Below are 18997 nucleotides of genomic sequence, written 5' to 3' on the forward strand. Positions count from 1 at the left end.
GCTTGTTTTACCTCAGCTAATTGTGGTTGATAACAAAAACGATATGTGTTGGCTGCATACTTTACCCGCTATTTGCGGCAAGCACGCCACCCAAGTAACCAAAACGTGACCCCCGTAACGGCTGAGACCGCCGGATAAGTTTCAATATGATTACTAAAAAGTATGGCAGAACATACAACCAGGGTTGCACCAATGCCAAAATAGAACCTTGCCTGGCCCTGATAACGCCGACTATCCATGAAATTGTCGTAGAGTGTATCAATGCGCTGATTCAGTGCATTGCCCTGGCGCAAACTGTCATAAAGTAATTCCGGCAGTTCAGGCAGCTTTTCAGCCCAGAACGGTGCCCTACTTTTAACACCATCAATCACAGCCTGTGGTCCAACCTGACGTGACATCCAGTCTTCCAGGAAAGGCTTCGCCGTATCCCACAAATCCAGCTGCGGGTAGAGCTGACGCCCCAACCCTTCTACATACAACAGGGTTTTCTGCAATAGTACCAGCTGCGGCTGCACTTCCATATGGAAGCGGCGCGCGGTATTAAACAGATTCAGCAACACGTGGCCAAAGGAAATCTCAGCCAACGGCTTTTCAAAAATGGGTTCGCACACCGTACGGATGGCAAACTCAAAATCATCAACGTTGGTATCCTGCGGCACCCAGCCGGAATCGACATGCAACTCGGCAACTTTGCGGTAGTCGCGGTTGAAAAAGGCCAGTAGGTTTTCCGCCAGATAACGCTTGTCTTCGCGGTTCAGGGTGCCGACGATACCACAATCCAGCGCAATCCACTGCGGATTTTCCGGATTCTCGCGGGCAACAAAAATATTCCCTGGGTGCATGTCGGCATGAAAGAAGCTATCACGGAATACCTGGGTAAAGAAGATATTCACCGCATTTTCCGACAGCAGCTTCAGATCGGTGCCGTTCGCCACCAAGGCATCGACATCCGAAACCTGGATCCCGTAGATGCGCTCCATCACCAACAGTCGCTCACTGCTGAGATCGGTGTAAACCTCTGGCACATACAGCATATCGCTGTCTTCAAAGTTGCGGCGCAGCTGAATACCGTTAGCGGCTTCACGCATCAGATTCAGCTCATCGAGCAGCGTTTTTTCGTATTCCCGGACCACTTCAACCGGACGCAAGCGACGGGCTTCAGGCAACACACGCGACAGGATCCGGGCCATCCGGTACATCAGTTTAATATCAGCCTGGATCACCGGCAGAATATCAGGCCGAATAACTTTCAGCACCACCTCGCGACCATCCGATTTCAGGGTCGCGGTATGGACCTGGGCTATGGATGCCGAGGCCAGCGGCGTCTCGTCAAAATCATCAAACCAGGTTTCCAGCGGACCACCGAGTGACTCCTCCATGTGCTGCTTGGCCAGTTTGCCGTCAAACGGAGCCACCTGATCTTGCAGCATCGCCAGCTGATCGGCGATATGCGGCGGAAACAGATCGCGACGGGTTGACATCATCTGGCCGAATTTAATCCAGACAGGGCCAAGATCCTGCAGAGCCAGGCGCAAACGTTCGCCAAGCGGCTTGTCGGCATGCTGGTTCTTAACCCAAAACAGCGACTTTCGCGCTATCTTTGGCACTTTCACCCGTGGATCATCAGGCAGAAAATCATCCAGCCCATAGCGCAGCTTAACGGTGGTAATTTGATACAGACGCTTAAATTCCGAAAAAGTAACCATGATTTAAGACTGCCCTAACAGCTGGTTAAGGCGGGACTCAAAACGTGCCACATCCGATTTCAAATCATCAACCTGATCTGCAAAATAAGCAATTTCCAACGCCTGTGGCGCGAGCTTCCACTCTTCGGTGATCACTTCCGCCAGATCGCGCTGACGACGATCAATGCCCTTACGCAGCATTCGCGCCCCGGTTTTGGCGCCGCTCACCAATGTATGGGCGGCAATATCACCGGTATATTGCGAGAGCTTTTCTTCGACATCCGGCTTGAGCCCGCTCAGCAGTGCAGAAAACTGCTGAGCCAGCTGAATATCACCTTCGAGTGCCAGCTTATCGGCTTTGATCAGCTGGGTAAGGTTAGCCTGCTGCCGTAACTCCGGCAGGACGGTGAGGTTCAGTGCCAATTCGCAATCCACCTCACCTTCATATGCTGCCAGTACATCTATCTGCTGACTGAAGATAAAAATGAGCCTCTTGCCGAACTCATTGATGGTGACGCTAATCACCTTACCGCGCAAACGCCCAAGTCGACGCTGGCTTTCCGCGTCGCCTTTTAACAGGGTATTTAGCGAGGTTTCTACCGCGCCAGTCACAAAAGCATCAAATGGCATAATGTCCTCAGAACTTATAACCGCGGTGCAGGGCAACGATACCACCCGTCAAGTTGTAGTAGTTAGTCTGCTCAAAACCGGCATCCTTCATCATGCCTTCCAGGGTATCCTGATCCGGGTGCATGCGAATGGATTCTGCCAGGTAGCGGTAGCTCTCAGCATCATTGGCGATCAGCTCACCCATTTTTGGCAGCAAGTGGAAAGAATAGGCATCATAAACTTTCGACAGCGGCTCAAGCAGCGGCTTGGAAAACTCCAGTACCAGTAAACGGCCGCCCGGTTTCAGTACCCGATACATCGAGCGCAGTGCCTTGTTTTTGTCGGTTACGTTACGCAGACAGAAACTGATGGTAATACAGTCAAAATAATCATCCGGGAAAGGCAGCTCTTCGGCATTGGCCTGGACATAGCCGACATTACCCACAATGCCGATGTCGCGCAGCTTGCTGCGGCCCACTTTCAGCATCGAGTTGTTAATATCAGCCAGCACAACTTGGCCGTCATCCCCGACGATACGCGAGAACTTGGCAGTCAGGTCGCCAGTACCACCACCTAAGTCCAGCACACGGTGGCCACGGCGAACACCACTGCAATCAATGGTAAAACGCTTCCATACTCGATGGATACCCATCGACATCATATCGTTCATGATGTCGTATTTCGCGGCTACGGAGTGAAATACTTCCGCAACCAGATCCGCTTTTTCTTCCTTGGCTACAGTACGATAGCCAAAATGGGTCGTATCTTGTGTGGTGTCCGTCATGCTATATCCGTCATGCTATGTTTGTGTAAATAACCGGCTTAGTGTACTTGATGGTCGTGGTTTGCTCAAAGCACTACGGCAAATCATTTGCTGCAGCAATGCCTGGCGGCAATTCAGGTGTATCATCTTCCGTATTTTCCTGCTGACCAGCCTGGGCCTGCTCGGCAAGGATCGGGCTAATATCACGCTTAACCTCGACGCCCAGCATCTTGAAGCTCTCGGCCTGGCGGATCACGTTGCCCCGCCCCGTTACCAGTTTGTTCATCGCCCCCTGGTAGCTGACTGTTGCCTTATCCAGCGATGCTCCAACCGCTTCCATATCAGCAACAAACAACCGCAGCTTGTCATAAAGCTTACCGGCCCGTTCGGCAATTTGCTTGGCATTCTGGTTCTGGCGCTCATTGCGCCATAGGTTATTGATAGTACGCAGTGCCACCAGCAGGGTCGTCGGGCTGACCAACATGATATTCTGATCCATTGCATCGCGGATCAGGCTCGGGTCGGCTTCAATCGCCGCCTGAAAGGCCGGCTCCACCGGGATAAACATCAGCACGTAGTCCAGGCTGCGAATACCGTGCAGCTGATGATAGTCCTTGCGGCTCAGACCGCGAATATGACTACGCACCGAAGCCGTATGCTCACTGAGCGCAAGCTCCTGCTCGGCAGTGGTCTCGGCATTGAAGAATCGCTCATAGGCGATCAGCGACATCTTGGCATCAATCACCACCTCTTTGTCTTGCGGCAGGTGCACCACCACATCAGGCTGATAGCGCTTGCCGTCCTCATTTTCCAGGCTGATCTGGGTCTGATACTCATGGCCTTCCCGTAATCCGGACTCACTCAGTACCCGGGCCAGCACCACCTCGCCCCAGTTGCCCTGTGCCTTATTGTCCCCTTTAAGAGCCTGGGTCAGGTTCACCGCCTCACGCGCCATCTGCTCATTGAGCTGCTTGAGGTTATTGATTTCATGCACCAATGTATGGCGCTCACGGGCTTCCTGGCTGAAGTTATCAGTCACCTGCTTCTTGAAGCCCTCCAGCTGCTCTTTTAACGGGCTGAGCAAATGTTCCAGGCTGAGCTTGTTCTGTTCGTCGACGGTACGTGTTTTTTGTTCGAACAACCGGTTGGCCAGGCTTTCAAACTGTACCCGCAGCCGCTCCTCGGCATTCTCCAGCAAGGCAATCTTGTCATCGGCCGCCTTCTGCTCTTCAAAATGACGGGCTTCCTGCTCACGCAGATCCGCCTCGAGCCCGGCATTGGCCATCCGGGCATTTTCCAGCTGCTCGGTCAGGTACTGTTTCTCGTTTTTCAATGCCTCGAAATGGCGCATTTTCTCCAATGCGGCCGCCAGTCGGGCATGCATCTGGCGCAGCTCGGCCGTCAGGCGATCTCGCTCGACATCAAGTTCATCGAGATCCTGGTTTCGCTCTGCCAGCTGGGCCTGAAATTGTTGCTCGCGACTTTGAGCCAACCGCATCTCGGCCTCAGCCTGTTGGTTTAACAACTGCTCCTGATGCTGCCAACGGCCTTTCATCCACAATGCCGTGATCACACTGGCCACGGTAGCCCCAGATAAAGCGGCGATGACGGCCAGCCCGTTGCCGGAGAGCCATTCAGTTAACATGATTTACAACCCTGAATATAGAAAGAGTGATGATTGCCAAACGGATCCGTTGTCGGTTTGGTATGCGCTAAAGGCTAAGTGGATACTGGATAAATGTCCAGCCATTCTAAAGGCCTAACTGCGCCTTTAAAGTCGCGAACTACCTTCCATCATAATGATTGGGCTTGCTGTCACAGCCTGAGATGCGGTGATCTGGTCGGCCATTCGACAATCGCATAGACTGACGATCTAGAGCCTGTTGGCCCTAACTATGACGAATAACCCGTGCTGCTTCGCGAACCACAGGCAGCCCTGATGATTATGGATGAATGATGAACGAACGCTACGCGCTTGGATATGGACTGGCTGCCGTCTTGTTATGGTCAACAGTCGCCACGGCATTTAAGATCACCCTCGAGTATTTCACCCCGATCCAGATGATGGTGGCCGCCAGTATAGTTTCTGCCATTGCCCTGGCTGCCATCGCCTTTTGGCAAGGCAAGCTGCACTTGCTCGGCCGGACGTTCATGGCACGCCCGCTGTACTATTTGCTACTTGGGCTGATTAATCCCTTCGCCTACTATCTGGTACTGTTCAAGGCCTATGATTTGTTGCCGGCTTCGCAGGCCCAGCCACTCAACTATAGCTGGGCCATTACCCTAACGCTGATGGCGGCGGTCTTCCTCGGTCAGAAAATCCGCAAGCAGGATTGGGCTGCCTGTGGGCTGGGCTACCTGGGAGTCGTGGTTATCGCCACTAAGGGGGATGTGATGGCATTGCAATTTGACAACCCAGCCGGAGTAGCGCTGGCGCTGCTCTCGACCCTGCTCTGGGCTATGTACTGGATTTTGAATGCCAAGAACCAGGCCGATCCCGTACTGGGTGTCCTGCTGGGTTTCTTGCTGTCGCTGCCCTTTTCTGTCGGCCTCAGCCTGTATTCCGGCACCTGGCAGAGTGTGCCGTGGCAAGGCTGGGCGGCCGTCAGCTACGTCGGGCTGTTTGAGATGGGCGTCACTTTTGTCCTATGGCTTAATGCTCTGAAGCTGACCCACAATACTGCCCGGATCAGCAACCTAATCTTTATCTCACCGTTTATCTCGCTGTTACTACTGGCGACAATTATCGGCGAGGAGATCCATCCATCGACCCTGGCCGGGCTCGTTCTGATTGTCTGCGGCCTGCTGATCCAACAGTGGAAAGGAAAGAAGACCCGGGAAGCCGAGCCATCTTGCTGAACGTGCTTAAATAGAGCTATCAACACAGAGGAGCTAGCCGCTCCCTCTTTGCATTAACCCCAGAAAAAAAAGCCTGTCACCAAGTGACAGGCAAAGAAGAGAAGGGTTGTCGAGACCCGGCGCCCTAAAGGGAAAAGGCGTCTAGTTATAAATTAAAAAGTGTTAGCTACTCGCGGCGACGGCATGCCACCGGCGGCCAAGTCTAGACCACAAGATCAGCAGACCAGGTACCAGCAACCACATCTGCAGTGTCAGCAGCATCGGTGGGGTTAAATCCAGGCGCTGAGTCAGGCTCACCATCATTCCGGCGCCACTCATCTGGAACAATCCCAGCAATGCAGCCGCGGTTCCCGCACGGTCACCAAACGGCGCCAACGCTTTACCTGCCGCCGAGCCCAGTACAAAGGCAAAGCCGAAAGAAGACATAAAAATAGGTACCATAAAGGCCCACGCCTGATGGATGCTGCTCAGTACCAGCATTACCGCACCAGAGCCCACCAGCATTAGCAGGCCAAGGCTCAATGTATTGCGGGTGCCGAATTTATCCATATATTTCGGTGCCACCATGCAGGCCAGAATATTCAATCCGGCATTAACGCCAAACCATATCGTAAACTGCCCCATATCCTGTCCTAGCTTCATCATCAGCCATACCGGCGCGGAAGTGACATACGCCAGAATAACGGCCATTGCCAGCATGCAAAGGGTGGCATGGAATAAAAATACCGGCTCGCGCAACACCGACAGGTAGCGCTCAAGGCTGAACAACGCCCCGTCGGTATTCGTCTCTACCGGACGTGTCTCTTTAAAGAAAAGCATCAAGAAAGAGCCGGCAACCAGAGCGAATCCGGCCATGAAGCTAAAATTCGAACGCCAGCCAAACTCGTGAGTCAGCCATGAGCCCAAGATCGGAGCCAGGGCAGGAATAAAACAAATCGCACCGTTCAAGTAGCTGATCATCCGACCGCTACGCTCCGGGCCAAAGCTATCCCGGACAGCGGCAAAGGCGGCAACTGAGGTTGCGCAGGCGCCAAAGCCCTGTAGCAGGCGAGCAACCAGCAGCAAATCTAAAGTCTGCGCCCAGTACGCCATGGCAGCACTACAGCCGTAGATGGTTACGCCAGTCAATGCAATCGGACGGCGACCAAAGCGGTCTGCCAACGGCCCAGCCAACATCTGGCCAAGCCCCAGGCTGAACATAAACCAGGTAACAGTATCCTGCACCCGGGTCGTATCGACCGCGAATGTCTCAGCCATTGCTGGCAGGGCAGGTAAATAGATATCGATAGCCAGTGGGCTGAACAGAACAAGGGTTACCATTAAGGCGACAAGTCTTGTTCCGGATTGTGTAGTTTGAGGCTTCATGCAACTTTCCTTCTAGTGATGGCGGCAGTCTAAGTCCTTAGAGATATGAATAGAAATGGTTTATATTCAAATCAGAATTTCCTTTTGGGAATATCACTCTGCATGAGGTTTTTTTTGTGTCTTTTGAAAAGCTTGCCCGGCTCGATCTCAACTTATTAGTGTGCCTACACGTCTTGCTCGAAGAGTGCAGCGTGACCCATGCCGCGCGACGGCTGCATTTGAGCCAATCCGCAGTGAGCAAATCCCTGACCCGACTGCGCGAGCAGTTTAATGATCCGCTATTTATTCGCTCAGCCCACGGTATCAAACCAACATCTCGCGCGCTGGCGCTATTACCGGTACTGGAGCAACTGCTACGGGATATTGAACACCTAACCGCCCCCGCGGTATTTGAGCCGCAAAGCAGCGACCGCCACTTTAAAATGGCTCTCGTCGAAAGCGCCTACCCGCTTTTTCTCCCGCAATTTCTGGGCGATATATTTGCAAAAGGACCGAATATCATCCTCGATACCCAGTCCTGGGAGCCCAATACCTTTGATCGACTACAGCGGGGCGAAATAGACTTCGGGATCACCGGTAAAGATCTCAATCCCAAAGATGCCATGCTAACCCTGATGCCACCGAAAGGTATTATTTTCCAGGAGCTATGCCGTGATACCCAGCGCTGCATCGTCCGCAAAAACCACCCGATACTGACACAAACCGACAGACAGTGGGATCAGGACAACTATCTCGAGCAACGCCATATACAAGTCCGCTGCGGGCAAGATGATCGCTGGCTGCTGGACTATAAACTGGCCGAAAAAGGGCTGCACCGTGATATCGCGATGTACGTCCCTGACTTCAATAGTGCCGCCAGCCTGTGTACCCATACCGATCTTGTATTTACCGCACCGAGTCACTTTGCCCATTATATTGCCGCCCAGCTCGATTTGGTTGTGCTGCCATTACCGCCAGAACTTCCTGCTATGGCCTATACCCTTTTCTGGCATCAGCACCAGGAAAAAGACCTTGGACATAGTTGGTTAAGGGAGTTAATCATCAGTCGATGTCGTGATTTGTCTGCCACCTAATTGCAGCCAGCCAGCAAAAGCGATACCGTAATGTGATCAGCCTGAACAACTCAGTGCATGGCAATAAGTATCTGTGATACCTGCTTTGCTTTGAATTATTCAGGTTGGCATTCATTCCGTCACACGGACGGTGGCATACACAAGGAACCTCAAAACATGCAAGCAGTTATCTCACAACGTGTTGAGCAGATCCGCCAATGGCTGATTGAAAACCAGCTCGACGCTTTGCTTATTCCTCATGAAGATGAATACCTCGGCGAATACATCCCGGCCCACAACGAACGTTTACTGTGGGCAACTGGCTTCACGGGCTCGGCCGGTATGGCGGTGATCACGCGTGACAAGGCGGCAGTCTTTGTTGACGGCCGCTACGTCGTTCAAGTCCGCAAACAAGTACCAGGCGACGTGTTTGAGTACCGCCACCTGATTGATGAGCCACCAGTTCAGTGGACTCAGGATAACCTTGCAGCAGGCAGCAAAGTAGCTATCGACGCCCGCCTTCATAGCGGCGCCTGGCTAGCGCGTACCACCGAGAACCTAGCCGGTACGCTGGAGCTTGTTTGCATCGATGCAAATCCTATCGACACGCTATGGCATGATCGCCCGGCAGCAACGTTATCCGATGCAAAACTGATGGGCCTCGATTTCGTCGGCCAAAGCAGCGCCGACAAACGTACAGAGATCGCCGCAGAACTGAAACAGCAGAAGGCCGAAGCTGCGCTGCTAACCCAGGTCGACAGCATTGCCTGGCTACTGAATGTGCGCGGCAGTGATGTCCCAAGCCTGCCGGTATTATTATCCACAGCCATTATCCACGCTGATGAGAGCGTTGATTTCTACATTGATGCAGCCCGTCTACCCGAAGAGTTCGCGTCGCATGTTGGTGAAGGCGTTCGTATTCACCAGCCAGAGGCACTTGAAACTGGCCTGCAGGCGCTGGGCGGTAAGCTGGTACTGATTGACCCGGCCACCAGCAACGCATGGGCTGGCCAGGTATTACGAGCAGCCGGAGCCAGCCTGATCGAGGCAGCCGATCCTTGCTTGCTACCTAAAGCAGCAAAAAATCCAACAGAAATTGCCGGTATGAAAGCCTGTCATATCCGTGATGGGGTGGCAGTTTCCAAATTCCTGGCATGGGTGGACACGCAAGTGGCAGCGGGCAAGCTACTGGATGAAGGCACGCTATCAGACAAGCTGTGGCAGTTCCGTGTTCAGGACACCAGCTGTACCGATGTGAGCTTCGATACTATCTCGGCAGCCGGCGGCAACGCCGCGATGTGTCACTACAATCATCTAAACCAGCCAGAGCCAAGCGTACTGGAAATGAATAACGTCTACCTGGTCGATTCAGGCGGCCAGTACCCAGACGGCACTACCGATATCACCCGTACTATCGCCATTGGCCAACCGGGTGATGAAGTCAAACAAGCCTTCACGCTGGTGTTAAAAGGCCATATTGCCCTAGCATCTGCGCGCTTCCCGAAAGGCACAACAGGCTCCCAGCTTGATGCGCTGGCACGTCAGCACCTATGGGCACACGGCTTTGACTATGATCACGGTACCGGCCATGGTGTCGGCCACTTCCTGAGTGTGCACGAAGGGCCACAACGCATTGCGAAAGTGTATAACCCGACCGCGTTACTACCGGGCATGGTACTGTCCAATGAACCGGGCTACTATCGTGCCGATGCCTTTGGTATCCGTATCGAAAACCTGGAGCTTGTAGTGGAAGTGGCCACCCAGGGCGATATGACAGTCATGGGCTTTGAGTCCCTGACTCGCGCCCCGATTGACCGTCGCCTGATTGATATCGAACTACTGACTGATATCGAACTGGCATGGCTAAACAACTACCACAAGACAGTATTCGAGGTGATCAGCCCGTCGCTGGAAGGGGATGATTTGGCTTGGCTGGCACAAGCGACGACACCGCTTAAGCGCTAACAGATCGCAGCACTAAAACCCGGCCTAACCGGCTAGGAAGTTAAGACAACAACGCCCGCATCATTGCGGGCGTTTTATATGCGTAAACAAGTACTTCCGATGCCGATATTAAGCTAAATAGCAACAGTATGTTAGCCAGAATAAGCGTGGTGCCAGTCCTTCCACACCACCTCAAAGCCATGCTTTTTAACCGCCTCAGCCACCGCCGCCGCGGAACGCTCATCGCTAATAGAGAATTGCTCAAGTTCCGGCTCATCATCGGCATAACCGCCGGGCTGAGTTTTTGAGCCCGCCGACATACTGGTGATCCCAAGCGGCAGGGCATTATCCCTGAACTGCGGTGATTCACGCGTCGACAGCGACAACTCCACTTCCGGATTTAGCAACCGATAGGCACAGATCAGCTGAACCAACTGGCGATCATTCATCACTGATTTCGGCTGTAACCCACCTTCACACGGCCTCAACCGTGGGAATGAGATGGAGTAGCGAGTCTGCCAGTAGGTCCGCTCCAGATACTCGAGATGGCTTGCAACAAAGAAGCAGTCAGTACGCCACTCATCCAGTCCAATCAGAGCACCAATTCCGATTTTATCAATACCGGCTTTCGCCAGACGATCCGGGGTACCTAACCGGTATTCAAAGTCCATTTTGTTCCCGCGTAGGTGATGTTCGGCGTACGTTGATGCACTGTAGGTTTCCTGATACACCATGACAGCATCCAGGCCCAGGGTTTTCAGCTCGGCATACTCATCCTGATCCAGCGGTTGTACCTCCATAGCCAGGTAGCTAAACTGATTTTTAACCGCCGGCACCGCCTGGCGAAAGTAGTCCATCCCCACCTTGCGTTCATGCTCGCCCGTCACCAGCAACACGCTATCAAAATTCATCGCCTTGATAGCCTGGCACTCACGCTCGATCTCCGACACCGTTAATGTACGGCGCTTGATCCGGTTCTCCATCGAGAAGCCACAATAGGTGCAGGCGTTGGCACACAAGTTCGACAGGTACAAAGGCACATAAAATGAAATCGTATGACCGAACCGTTTGCGAGTCAGTGCTGCCGACTGCTGTGCCATCTGCTCGAGAAAAGGCTCGGCCGCAGGCGAAATCAATGCTTTGAAATCCTCCAGATCGCGCTTGGGCTTTCGCAGCGCACGCTCTACATCTGTCGCGGTTTTGCTATAAATCGATAGCCGGATATCATCCCACTCTAGCTGCTTCCAGACATCAACAAAACTCATGCCGAACCCCTTATGCGGTTTGATCTAAGAAAGCCGTCAGCGGACTTGAGGCAATGGCATGGTTCACCGTCCCCGCCAAACCGGCTTCATGCGCCATCCGACCACTTTCAACTGCCAGTTTGAAGGCTTTTCCCATCGCAACTGGATCGGCAGCGGCTGCAATCGCAGTATTTACCAATACGGCATCGGCCCCCATCTCCATAGCCTCGGCAGCATGGGAAGGTGCACCTATACCGGCATCCACAATCACCGGTACCCTTGCCTGATCGATAATAATTTCAAGGAAGTCACGCGATGCCAGGCCTTTATTCGAACCGATCGGTGCACCTAGCGGCATCACCGCGGCACAGCCGACTTCTTCCAGTCGTTTGCACAGTACCGGATCGGCATGACAATAAGGCAGTACGATAAACCCTTCGCGTACCAGTTCCTCGGCCGCAGCCAAGGTCTCAATCGGATCGGGCATCAGGTATTTCGGATCGGGATGAATTTCCAATTTCAGCCAGTTCGTCCCCAGCGCCTCGCGCGCCAGTTTGGCGGCAAATACCGCTTCTTTGGCATTTTTTGCCCCCGAGGTATTCGGTAGTAGATTTACCCCAGCAGCCAGCAACGGTGCCAAAATATCATCATCACGGTTCTCGATATCAACCCGTTTCAGCGCCATAGTGACCAGTTCGGACTCCGAGGCAATAATCGACTCGGCCATTGTCTGACTATTGGCATATTTGCCGGTACCGGTAAACAGGCGGGATGAGAATGTCTTGTCTGCAATAGTAAGCATTTAGCCTCCGGCAATAGCTTGAAATAGGGCAATACGATCGCCAGAACTGAGTAAGGTGCTGTCCCATTCGCTACGGGCAACAATATCGTCATTGAGGGCAACCGCTGTCGCCTGCAATGGCATATCCAGCATGGTCAGAAGTGCTGTCAGGCTTTGTCCTTCAGAACATTCGACAGGCTTTTCATTAACCTGAACCTGTATCACTGCCATGTTGACTGTCATAATTCTTCTACTCTCCTGTGCCGCACACCGGGCACCGTTTGTCTTTCGCGAGGTTAAATTTCTGCCAGGCCATCGTCAGACCGTCAAACTGCTGCAGCGAACCAAAGGCCACTTCGCCGGCACCGGTGATCACCTTGATGGTCTCCAGAGCCTGCATGGTCCCCATCATGCCAACCACCGGGCCGGCAACGCCTGAATTGCTGCAGTTCTGCGGCTCTTGCGGGGTCTCAGGTTGCCAGGGAAACAGGCAGTGATAGCAAGGGCCGTGACCTTGGCGAAAATCAAATGCCATCAGCTGCCCCTGCCAGCGAATTGATGCACCAGATATCAATGGTTTCTTGGCGTTAAAGCACGCCTGATTAACAGCATGACGGGTAGTAAGGTTGTCTGAACAGTCCAGCACGACATCAGCAAGGGCCACTTCCATCGTCAGTCGCTGCCCAGCCAGCCGAGCCTGAACCGGACGCACCCGGATATGGGGATTGAGCGCTTTGATCTGCTCCGCAGCCGCCTGCACCTTGCTCTGGCCCTGATGGCTGTCACGGTAAATCACCTGCCGCTGCAGGTTCGAGCTATCAACCTCATCATCATCGGCAATAATCAGGTTGCCAACCCCGGCACCAGCCAGATACAGGGCCGCCGGGGAACCTAATCCACCGGCACCGACCAGCAACACCTGCGCCTGGCCTAGCTGCTGCTGGCCCTCCTCCCCGATCTCGGGCAGCATGATCTGGCGGTTATAGCGCATGAATGCCTGATCACTAAGCATCTTCGCAACCCTTAGGGCTGTCATGACGTACCAGCAGCTGATTAAAGGCATCAACCACCTGCTGGGTATTTTCGGCTTGTGTCACCGCACGTACCACTGCGACACTACTCACCCCTGTACGCCAGACTTTTTCTGCCCGTGTCAGATCAATCCCACCAATAGCAACGGTCGGAAATGCATCCCCAATCAACTTCTGATAAAGCGCAAGACGATTCAGCCCCTGCGGCTTCGACGGCATGTCTTTGGTCGTGGTCGGAAAAATGTGCCCCAGCGCAATATAGCTCGGGGCAAATTCAGCAGCTCGCAGGATTTCATAGTAGCCATGGGTGGACAGGCCCAGACGCAAGCCAGCTTGCTGGATCGCAGCCAGATCGGCGGTTTCCAGATCTTCTTGCCCGAGGTGGACCCCGTAAGCCTGATGCTTAATAGCCAACGGCCAGTAGTCATTAACGTAAACCTGCGCCAGATGCTTCTCCCCAGCAGCAATGATCTGCTCGATTTGGGCTTCCAACGTCGGGTCCTCAGGGTCTTTGATCCGCAACTGGGTCGTGGCGACGCCCAAAGCCAGTAAGCGCTCAACCCACTCGGCAGAGTCCACCACCGGATACAAAGCCATTTGGGCAGCATCCGTGGAGGCAAAAGGTGCGACAGCCACTTCTTTGCTTACCCAGCCCAACTCATCCACTTCAGGGTGGTTGGCGGTCAACGGCCGAGGAAAAAGCTCACGGCGCATCGGCCAGCCTGTTTCCCCATAACCGTCAGCATGGGTTTCAAAGTAGCCACGGGCATGGGCCCGCGACAGCGTGACTGCATCTTCCAACGGGTAATCCAACGCCAACGCCACCAACAGCATTGCCCGCTGAGGCTCACTGGCTCCGGCATGGTGGCAGTAGACGGCCCGGGCTTCACCGTTATGGTGCCAGATATCAACACAACCCTTTTCAGTCGGCAGGCCGCAAACAACCAAAGACGGATCTTCGGCAACCACCTGCTGTAGTTCGCTTAGCTCTGGGTACGGCGCAATCCACTGATCCAGCACCATATAACCGGTAATATCAGCCTCGGCCTGGTTAAACACCAGACCGAACTGACGCTCTTCGATTTGAATATCGACAGTACCCGACTCGCTCCAGTCAACACTGACCTGCTCGCCCAGCTGATATTTATCAGCAGCTGCCAGCAAAGGTTCCACATGCATCAGCAGTGGCGTTAAGCTATCGGGTAGACATAAAGAGCTCATTAACTATCCTCTTGAATAGGGTGATATAACTCACTACCTCGGGATCGGAATTCATCGGCTTTCTGCTGCATACCTGCCAGTGGCTCATCAAGCACCTTAATCGCAAGCTCGCTGTCTTGCTCAAGGTTGCTGGCATAGTCGCGGACCTCTTGCGAAATCTTCATCGAACAGAATTTCGGCCCGCACATCGAACAGAAGTGCGCCACCTTTCCTGATTCCTGGGGTAGAGTTTCATCATGATAGGCTCGCGCCGTATCAGGATCTAATCCTAGGTTAAATTGGTCTTCCCAGCGGAATTCAAAACGGGCTTTTGACAAGGCATTGTCGCGTACTTGGGCTCCCGGGTGACCTTTTGCCAAGTCTGCCGCATGGGCACATAACTTGTACGTGATCAGACCCACCTTTACATCTTCTTTATTGGGAAGTCCCAAATGTTCTTTCGGAGTGACATAGCACAACATAGCACAGCCATACCAACCAATGATGGCGGCACCAATCCCCGAGGTAATATGATCATAGCCCGGAGCGATATCGGTAGTCAGCGGGCCAAGGGTATAAAACGGCGCCTCATGGCAATGCTTCAGCTGCTCTTCCATGTTCTCTTTTATCATGTGCATCGGCACATGGCCCGGGCCTTCAATCATGACCTGAACATCATATTCCCAGGCAATCTTGGTGAGCTCACCGAGGGTACGCAGTTCACTGAACTGGGCTTCATCATTGGCATCCGCCACCGAGCCCGGACGCAAGCCGTCGCCCAATGACAGGGAAATATCGTACTGGGCACAGATTTCGCAAATATCACGAAAGTGTTCGTAGAGAAAACTTTCTTTATGGTGGGCCAGACACCACTTGGCCATGATCGAACCACCACGGGACACGATTCCGGTTACTCGCTTGGCGGTCATCGGCACGTAGCGCAGCAATACCCCAGCATGGATCGTAAAATAGTCAACACCCTGCTCGGCCTGCTCCAGCAGCGTATCGCGGAAAACGTCCCAGTTCAGGTTCTCGGCAATCCCGTTCACCTTCTCCAGCGCCTGATACATTGGCACCGTACCAATCGGTACCGGGCTGTTACGGATGATCCACTCGCGGGTTTCATGAATATTTCGCCCAGTCGACAAATCCATCACCGTGTCGCCCCCCCAACGGGTTGACCACACCAGTTTCTCTACTTCTTCTTCAATAGACGAGCTGACAGCAGAGTTACCGATATTGGCATTCACTTTCACCAGAAAGTTACGACCAATGATCATCGGCTCAGTCTCAGGGTGATTAATATTGGCAGGAATGATCGCCCGGCCTTCAGCGACTTCTTTGCGCACGAATTCGGGGGTAATTTCTTCGGGTAGGTTGGCACCAAAGCTGATCCCGGGATGCTGCTGGTTCAGCACTTCATCACGGTACTTTGCCCGGCCCATATTTTCGCGGATAGCAATGTATTCCATTTCAGGAGTAACGATACCCTGGCGAGCGTAATGTAACTGAGTCACACACTGACCAACTTTAGCCCTGCGAATACGGTTTGATACACCAAAACGCAGCTCATCCAATGTATCATCAGCCAGGCGCTCTTTCGAATAAGCAGAGCTTAGCTCATCAAGCAGCTCAGTATCTGCACGCTCAATGATCCAGTTTTCACGTACTTTGGGTAGGCCGGCATAAATATCTACCGCCTGTTCCGGATCGGTATAATAGCCCGACGTATCATAAACACGTATCGGTTCATTGGGCTCAAAGATAGGGTCGGTTTTGGTTCCGCCTACTAGGCTGTCTGACAGTGCAATTTCACGCATCGGTACCTGGAGATCAGGCCGACTACCTTCAACATACACTTTCCGTGAGTTGGGATAAGGTTGAGTAGTGAGTGAATCAATAAATTGTTTAGCTTCCAGTCTCGCTTGTTTGCGACTCGACATAGCAATTTCCTTTAGTTCCATATAGGGGGGAAGTTGCTTGACGGATTGGTGCTTAAACAAGAGGCATGCACGTAGGGTGTGCACGCGTCATCTGATACCGCAGCTGCAACCTATCAGTCCTAATAGTGCAGCTAAACAGAAGATTTATCTCTTGTTCCCTTCGCAGGTATTAGCCCGATCAGGTTCTACGGATCCCGCAAAGCGGTCTCAGCCAGTTGGCACTCCGACAAGTTGAGTCAAGAGTATAGGTAAGCAAGCTATCAGCAGCAAGCGCTATCCGCAGAAAACAATGAACTGATGCCAAAACAGCTCAAGCCACACAAATGTGCGGCCTGATCATTATTTCGTATACTTTTTTACCAAACTTTTGAGTAAAGACGAATGAGTATCCCGAAGCTCACCGAGCTTATGGATTATTTGGGGAGCTCCGTCTAAATCGAACAATTTAGGAACAGCAACCCGCTGCGAAGAGTAAATGCCCGTATGGCCACTAAAGTAATAAGCGGTATAGCAAGCAATAGCAAAGTACAGCATATGATTGGCCCCAAACAGTTCGACACCCATAATAGTACAGGCTAATGGCGTATTGGTTGCAGCCGCAAATACTGCCAGGAAGCCCAAAGCAGCAAACAGATCCACCGGAGCTCCCAGCACCCAAGCCATAGTATTACCTAGCGTCGCCCCGACAAAAAACAGCGGAGTCACCTCACCGCCTTTATAACCGGCAGCCAGGGTAATCGCGGTCAGCAGCAGTTTTAACAACCAGCTGTACCATTCCGCTCCCCCTTCGGTAAACGCACTAAGAATACTGACGCCCCCTTCACGGCTAGAATAGACCCCCAGACCGATATAGTCATAATTGCCAATGAGATGAACAGCAGCAATCACTATCAGGCCGCCGACAACAACTATCAGATATGGGTTCTTCAGCGTCGCCTTGAAAATATCTTTAAACGCATGGGTCAGTTCACCAAACAGATAACCCGCCAGACCAAAGGCAATCGCCGCCAGCACAATCTTGGCGACCATGACAATATCAACTTTGACCGCATGTTCGAACAGGGTAATGGTCTCAAGAAAATCTATTCGATAATGCGTATGGTGCGCGCCCCAGGCACTGCTAACCACATCCGCCAAAATCGCTGCAAACAAGGCAGGAATAATAGCATCATAGCGAAGGCGCCCGATCGCCAAAACCTCAAGGGCAAAAATAGCCCCCGTCAACGGCGTGCCAAATACGGCCCCAAAGCCCGCAGCCACCCCGGCAATCAAGATTAGCCGTGTATCAGCCTCATTAAGCTTGAACAAACGAGCCAGCCAGTGGGTGGTGGCGCCACCAATCTGTACCGCCGTTCCTTCTCGCCCGGCCGAACCACCGAACAAATGGGTGATAACTGTCGTGATCAACACGAGTGGCCCCATACGGGTCGGAATACCGGCTCCGGGCTCATGGATCTCATCCATGATAAGGTTGTTGCCTCCCTCGGAATTCTTACCCAGATTACGGTAGCAATAGACGATGACAATACCAGCAAGCGGCAGCAAATAAATCAGCCATGGGTTATCAATACGAGTAACTGTGGCTAGATTTAGGAGCCACAGGAAGAAAGCATTTAGCGAGCCGACAATAACGGCAACAGGAATAATAAGGAGCGTCCATCTCAGGATCTGGACAAATATTTTTGGATTAGCGCTTAATGGGTGTGCCATACCAGTATCTATCTTTATCAGGAATATATTCAGGATAGATGCTATGGCAAATGACCGGGCCCCACCATAGACGGATCTATCCTACTACAGCAGGAGTCATTATCTCAGTTGAGCGGTTAAAGGTGGAACTCCATCACCCGTAATGAACAAACCTGTTCATTAACAAAAATGAATGCTAGCGAGAAAAAGTCATAGCAACAAGTCCTAATAGCAACTTTCGGCCATTGACTGAACTTTGATTGATACAGAGCAGGAAAAGTAGAGGGCGGAGAGGTAAGGGCATTTTTGTCGTCAACAAATGCAGCAAAGCCCCCGGGGCTGTTGCCGAGGCCTTCGAAGGTGGCAGGGGTGGAGGGATTCGAACCCCCAACACGCGGATTTGGAATCCGCTGCTCTGCCAATTGGAGCTACACCCCTAATATGTATGAAAGTTATTCTACTGAGTAATATTTTAAGATCAAACAGGTTTGCTTTAGCTCTATCACACTATTGAGAAAATCACGGCTTCTACTTTGTACTTCCTTCAAGAGCATTAACTGAGCAGCGATTAAAGGGATAGAAAATTAGAATAATGAAATTCAAAGCTATGAACGAGCAGGGGAGTCTAGGGGACGACTAGTCTGAGGCTATTACGCAGTAAAACAAACTTTAATACTGCGCATACGAAAAAGGCTCCAGTCTTTCGACTAGAGCCTTGAAGGTGGCAGGGGTGGAGAGATTCGAACTCCCAACACGCGGATTTGGAATCCGCTGCTCTGCCAATTGGAGCTACACCCCTGTAGTTATTTTTAAGACTTAACTCTGTCTGAAT

At 52.5% G+C, this 18997-nt stretch carries 15 protein-coding genes, 2 tRNA genes and 2 riboswitches; of the genes, 3 read left to right on the plus strand and 14 right to left on the minus strand.

Features of this window, described 5'->3' with window-relative positions:
* Positions 1–68 precede the first annotated feature (68 nt).
* The 4 genes from ubiB to rmuC form a co-directional block, all read right to left on the minus strand.
* Positions 69–1706: a ubiquinone biosynthesis regulatory protein kinase UbiB gene (gene ubiB / locus MD588_RS20285; protein ID WP_265699495.1), complete on the minus strand. Its 1638-nt coding sequence runs from the start codon at positions 1704–1706 to the stop codon at positions 69–71.
* Positions 1707–1709: 3 nt separating this feature from the next.
* Positions 1710–2315 carry a ubiquinone biosynthesis accessory factor UbiJ gene (locus MD588_RS20290; protein ID WP_265699497.1) on the minus strand — a complete coding sequence of 202 codons (606 nt, stop codon included), beginning with the start codon at positions 2313–2315 and terminating at the stop codon, positions 1710–1712.
* A gap of 7 nt (positions 2316–2322) precedes the next feature.
* Positions 2323–3078 carry a bifunctional demethylmenaquinone methyltransferase/2-methoxy-6-polyprenyl-1,4-benzoquinol methylase UbiE gene (gene ubiE, locus MD588_RS20295; RefSeq protein WP_265699498.1) on the minus strand — a complete coding sequence of 252 codons (756 nt, stop codon included), beginning with the start codon at positions 3076–3078 and terminating at the stop codon, positions 2323–2325.
* Between the two features lie 73 nt (positions 3079–3151).
* Positions 3152–4702, minus strand: a complete 1551-nt coding sequence (gene rmuC, locus MD588_RS20300) for a DNA recombination protein RmuC (RefSeq protein ID WP_265699500.1) — start codon at positions 4700–4702, stop codon at positions 3152–3154.
* Between the two features lie 311 nt (positions 4703–5013).
* Between rmuC and MD588_RS20305 the strand changes: the two genes are divergently transcribed.
* On the plus strand, positions 5014–5916 hold the full coding sequence (locus MD588_RS20305; RefSeq protein ID WP_265699501.1) for a DMT family transporter: 903 nt from the start codon (positions 5014–5016) through the stop codon (positions 5914–5916).
* A gap of 162 nt (positions 5917–6078) precedes the next feature.
* On the opposite strand, the gene MD588_RS20310 is transcribed toward MD588_RS20305, so the two are convergent.
* The gene (locus MD588_RS20310) at positions 6079–7281 is read right to left on the minus strand and encodes a multidrug effflux MFS transporter (protein WP_265699502.1); all 1203 of its coding nucleotides are present in this window, start codon (positions 7279–7281) and stop codon (positions 6079–6081) included.
* 116 nt (positions 7282–7397) lie between these two features.
* Between MD588_RS20310 and MD588_RS20315 the strand changes: the two genes are divergently transcribed.
* Together MD588_RS20315 and MD588_RS20320 are read left to right on the plus strand one after the other, a co-directional pair.
* On the plus strand, positions 7398–8354 hold the full coding sequence (locus MD588_RS20315) for a LysR family transcriptional regulator (RefSeq protein WP_265699503.1): 957 nt from the start codon (positions 7398–7400) through the stop codon (positions 8352–8354).
* Positions 8355–8510: 156 nt separating this feature from the next.
* Positions 8511–10298 (plus strand): aminopeptidase P family protein, encoded by a 1788-nt coding sequence (locus tag MD588_RS20320; RefSeq protein WP_265699504.1) that lies wholly within the window; start codon positions 8511–8513, stop codon positions 10296–10298.
* A gap of 131 nt (positions 10299–10429) precedes the next feature.
* Here the strand turns inward: MD588_RS20320 and thiH are convergent, their stop codons facing one another.
* The 9 genes from thiH to MD588_RS20365 all read right to left on the minus strand — a co-directional run bounded on the left by thiH (position 10430) and on the right by MD588_RS20365 (position 18964).
* Complete coding sequence (thiH, locus tag MD588_RS20325) at positions 10430–11542, minus strand: 2-iminoacetate synthase ThiH (RefSeq protein ID WP_265699505.1); 1113 nt, start codon at positions 11540–11542, stop codon at positions 10430–10432.
* A 10-nt stretch (positions 11543–11552) separates the two neighbouring features.
* Positions 11553–12323, minus strand: coding sequence for a thiazole synthase (locus MD588_RS20330; protein ID WP_265699506.1), 771 nt, complete (start codon positions 12321–12323; stop codon positions 11553–11555).
* Positions 12324–12545, minus strand: a complete 222-nt coding sequence (gene thiS / locus MD588_RS20335; RefSeq protein WP_265699507.1) for a sulfur carrier protein ThiS — start codon at positions 12543–12545, stop codon at positions 12324–12326.
* Between the two features lie 7 nt (positions 12546–12552).
* Positions 12553–13314, minus strand: a complete 762-nt coding sequence (locus tag MD588_RS20340; protein WP_265699508.1) for a HesA/MoeB/ThiF family protein — start codon at positions 13312–13314, stop codon at positions 12553–12555.
* Positions 13307–14554, minus strand: a complete 1248-nt coding sequence (locus MD588_RS20345) for a thiamine phosphate synthase (RefSeq protein WP_265699509.1) — start codon at positions 14552–14554, stop codon at positions 13307–13309. The genes MD588_RS20340 and MD588_RS20345 overlap by 8 nt, the downstream gene beginning before the upstream one ends.
* Positions 14554–16476 carry a phosphomethylpyrimidine synthase ThiC gene (gene thiC, locus MD588_RS20350; protein ID WP_265699510.1) on the minus strand — a complete coding sequence of 641 codons (1923 nt, stop codon included), beginning with the start codon at positions 16474–16476 and terminating at the stop codon, positions 14554–14556. Before thiC ends, MD588_RS20345 begins: the two co-directional genes overlap by 1 nt.
* 138 nt (positions 16477–16614) lie before the next feature.
* A riboswitch (TPP riboswitch) is annotated at positions 16615–16712 on the minus strand.
* 103 nt (positions 16713–16815) lie between these two features.
* A complete protein-coding gene (locus MD588_RS20355; protein ID WP_265699512.1) occupies positions 16816–18186 on the minus strand; it encodes a voltage-gated chloride channel family protein in 1371 nt (456 codons plus the stop codon).
* A gap of 83 nt (positions 18187–18269) precedes the next feature.
* Positions 18270–18333: riboswitch (Fluoride riboswitch) on the minus strand.
* A 193-nt stretch (positions 18334–18526) separates the two neighbouring features.
* Positions 18527–18603: transfer RNA gene (locus MD588_RS20360), tRNA-Trp, on the minus strand.
* A 284-nt stretch (positions 18604–18887) separates the two neighbouring features.
* Positions 18888–18964, minus strand: a tRNA-Trp gene (locus tag MD588_RS20365).
* Positions 18965–18997 lie beyond the last annotated feature (33 nt).

Source organism: Photobacterium obscurum (assembly GCF_026191635.1).
Taxonomy (GTDB): Bacteria; Pseudomonadota; Gammaproteobacteria; order Enterobacterales; family Vibrionaceae; genus Photobacterium; species Photobacterium obscurum.

Excerpts from the sequence above, each read along its gene's own strand:
- MD588_RS20320 (WP_265699504.1), top strand. The coding sequence starts at position 8,511 with ATGCAAGCAGTTATCTCACAACGTGTTGAGCAGATCCGCCAATGGCTG.
- ubiE (WP_265699498.1), bottom strand. The coding sequence starts at position 3,078 with ATGACGGACACCACACAAGATACGACCCATTTTGGCTATCGTACTGTA.
- MD588_RS20290 (WP_265699497.1), bottom strand. The coding sequence starts at position 2,315 with ATGCCATTTGATGCTTTTGTGACTGGCGCGGTAGAAACCTCGCTAAAT.
- MD588_RS20310 (WP_265699502.1), bottom strand. The coding sequence starts at position 7,281 with ATGAAGCCTCAAACTACACAATCCGGAACAAGACTTGTCGCCTTAATG.
- thiH (WP_265699505.1), bottom strand. The coding sequence starts at position 11,542 with ATGAGTTTTGTTGATGTCTGGAAGCAGCTAGAGTGGGATGATATCCGG.
- MD588_RS20330 (WP_265699506.1), bottom strand. The coding sequence starts at position 12,323 with ATGCTTACTATTGCAGACAAGACATTCTCATCCCGCCTGTTTACCGGT.
- rmuC (WP_265699500.1), bottom strand. The coding sequence starts at position 4,702 with ATGTTAACTGAATGGCTCTCCGGCAACGGGCTGGCCGTCATCGCCGCT.
- thiC (WP_265699510.1), bottom strand. The coding sequence starts at position 16,476 with ATGTCGAGTCGCAAACAAGCGAGACTGGAAGCTAAACAATTTATTGAT.
- thiS (WP_265699507.1), bottom strand. The coding sequence starts at position 12,545 with ATGACAGTCAACATGGCAGTGATACAGGTTCAGGTTAATGAAAAGCCT.
- MD588_RS20355 (WP_265699512.1), bottom strand. The coding sequence starts at position 18,186 with ATGGCACACCCATTAAGCGCTAATCCAAAAATATTTGTCCAGATCCTG.
- MD588_RS20340 (WP_265699508.1), bottom strand. The coding sequence starts at position 13,314 with ATGCTTAGTGATCAGGCATTCATGCGCTATAACCGCCAGATCATGCTG.
- MD588_RS20345 (WP_265699509.1), bottom strand. The coding sequence starts at position 14,554 with ATGAGCTCTTTATGTCTACCCGATAGCTTAACGCCACTGCTGATGCAT.
- MD588_RS20305 (WP_265699501.1), top strand. The coding sequence starts at position 5,014 with ATGAACGAACGCTACGCGCTTGGATATGGACTGGCTGCCGTCTTGTTA.
- ubiB (WP_265699495.1), bottom strand. The coding sequence starts at position 1,706 with ATGGTTACTTTTTCGGAATTTAAGCGTCTGTATCAAATTACCACCGTT.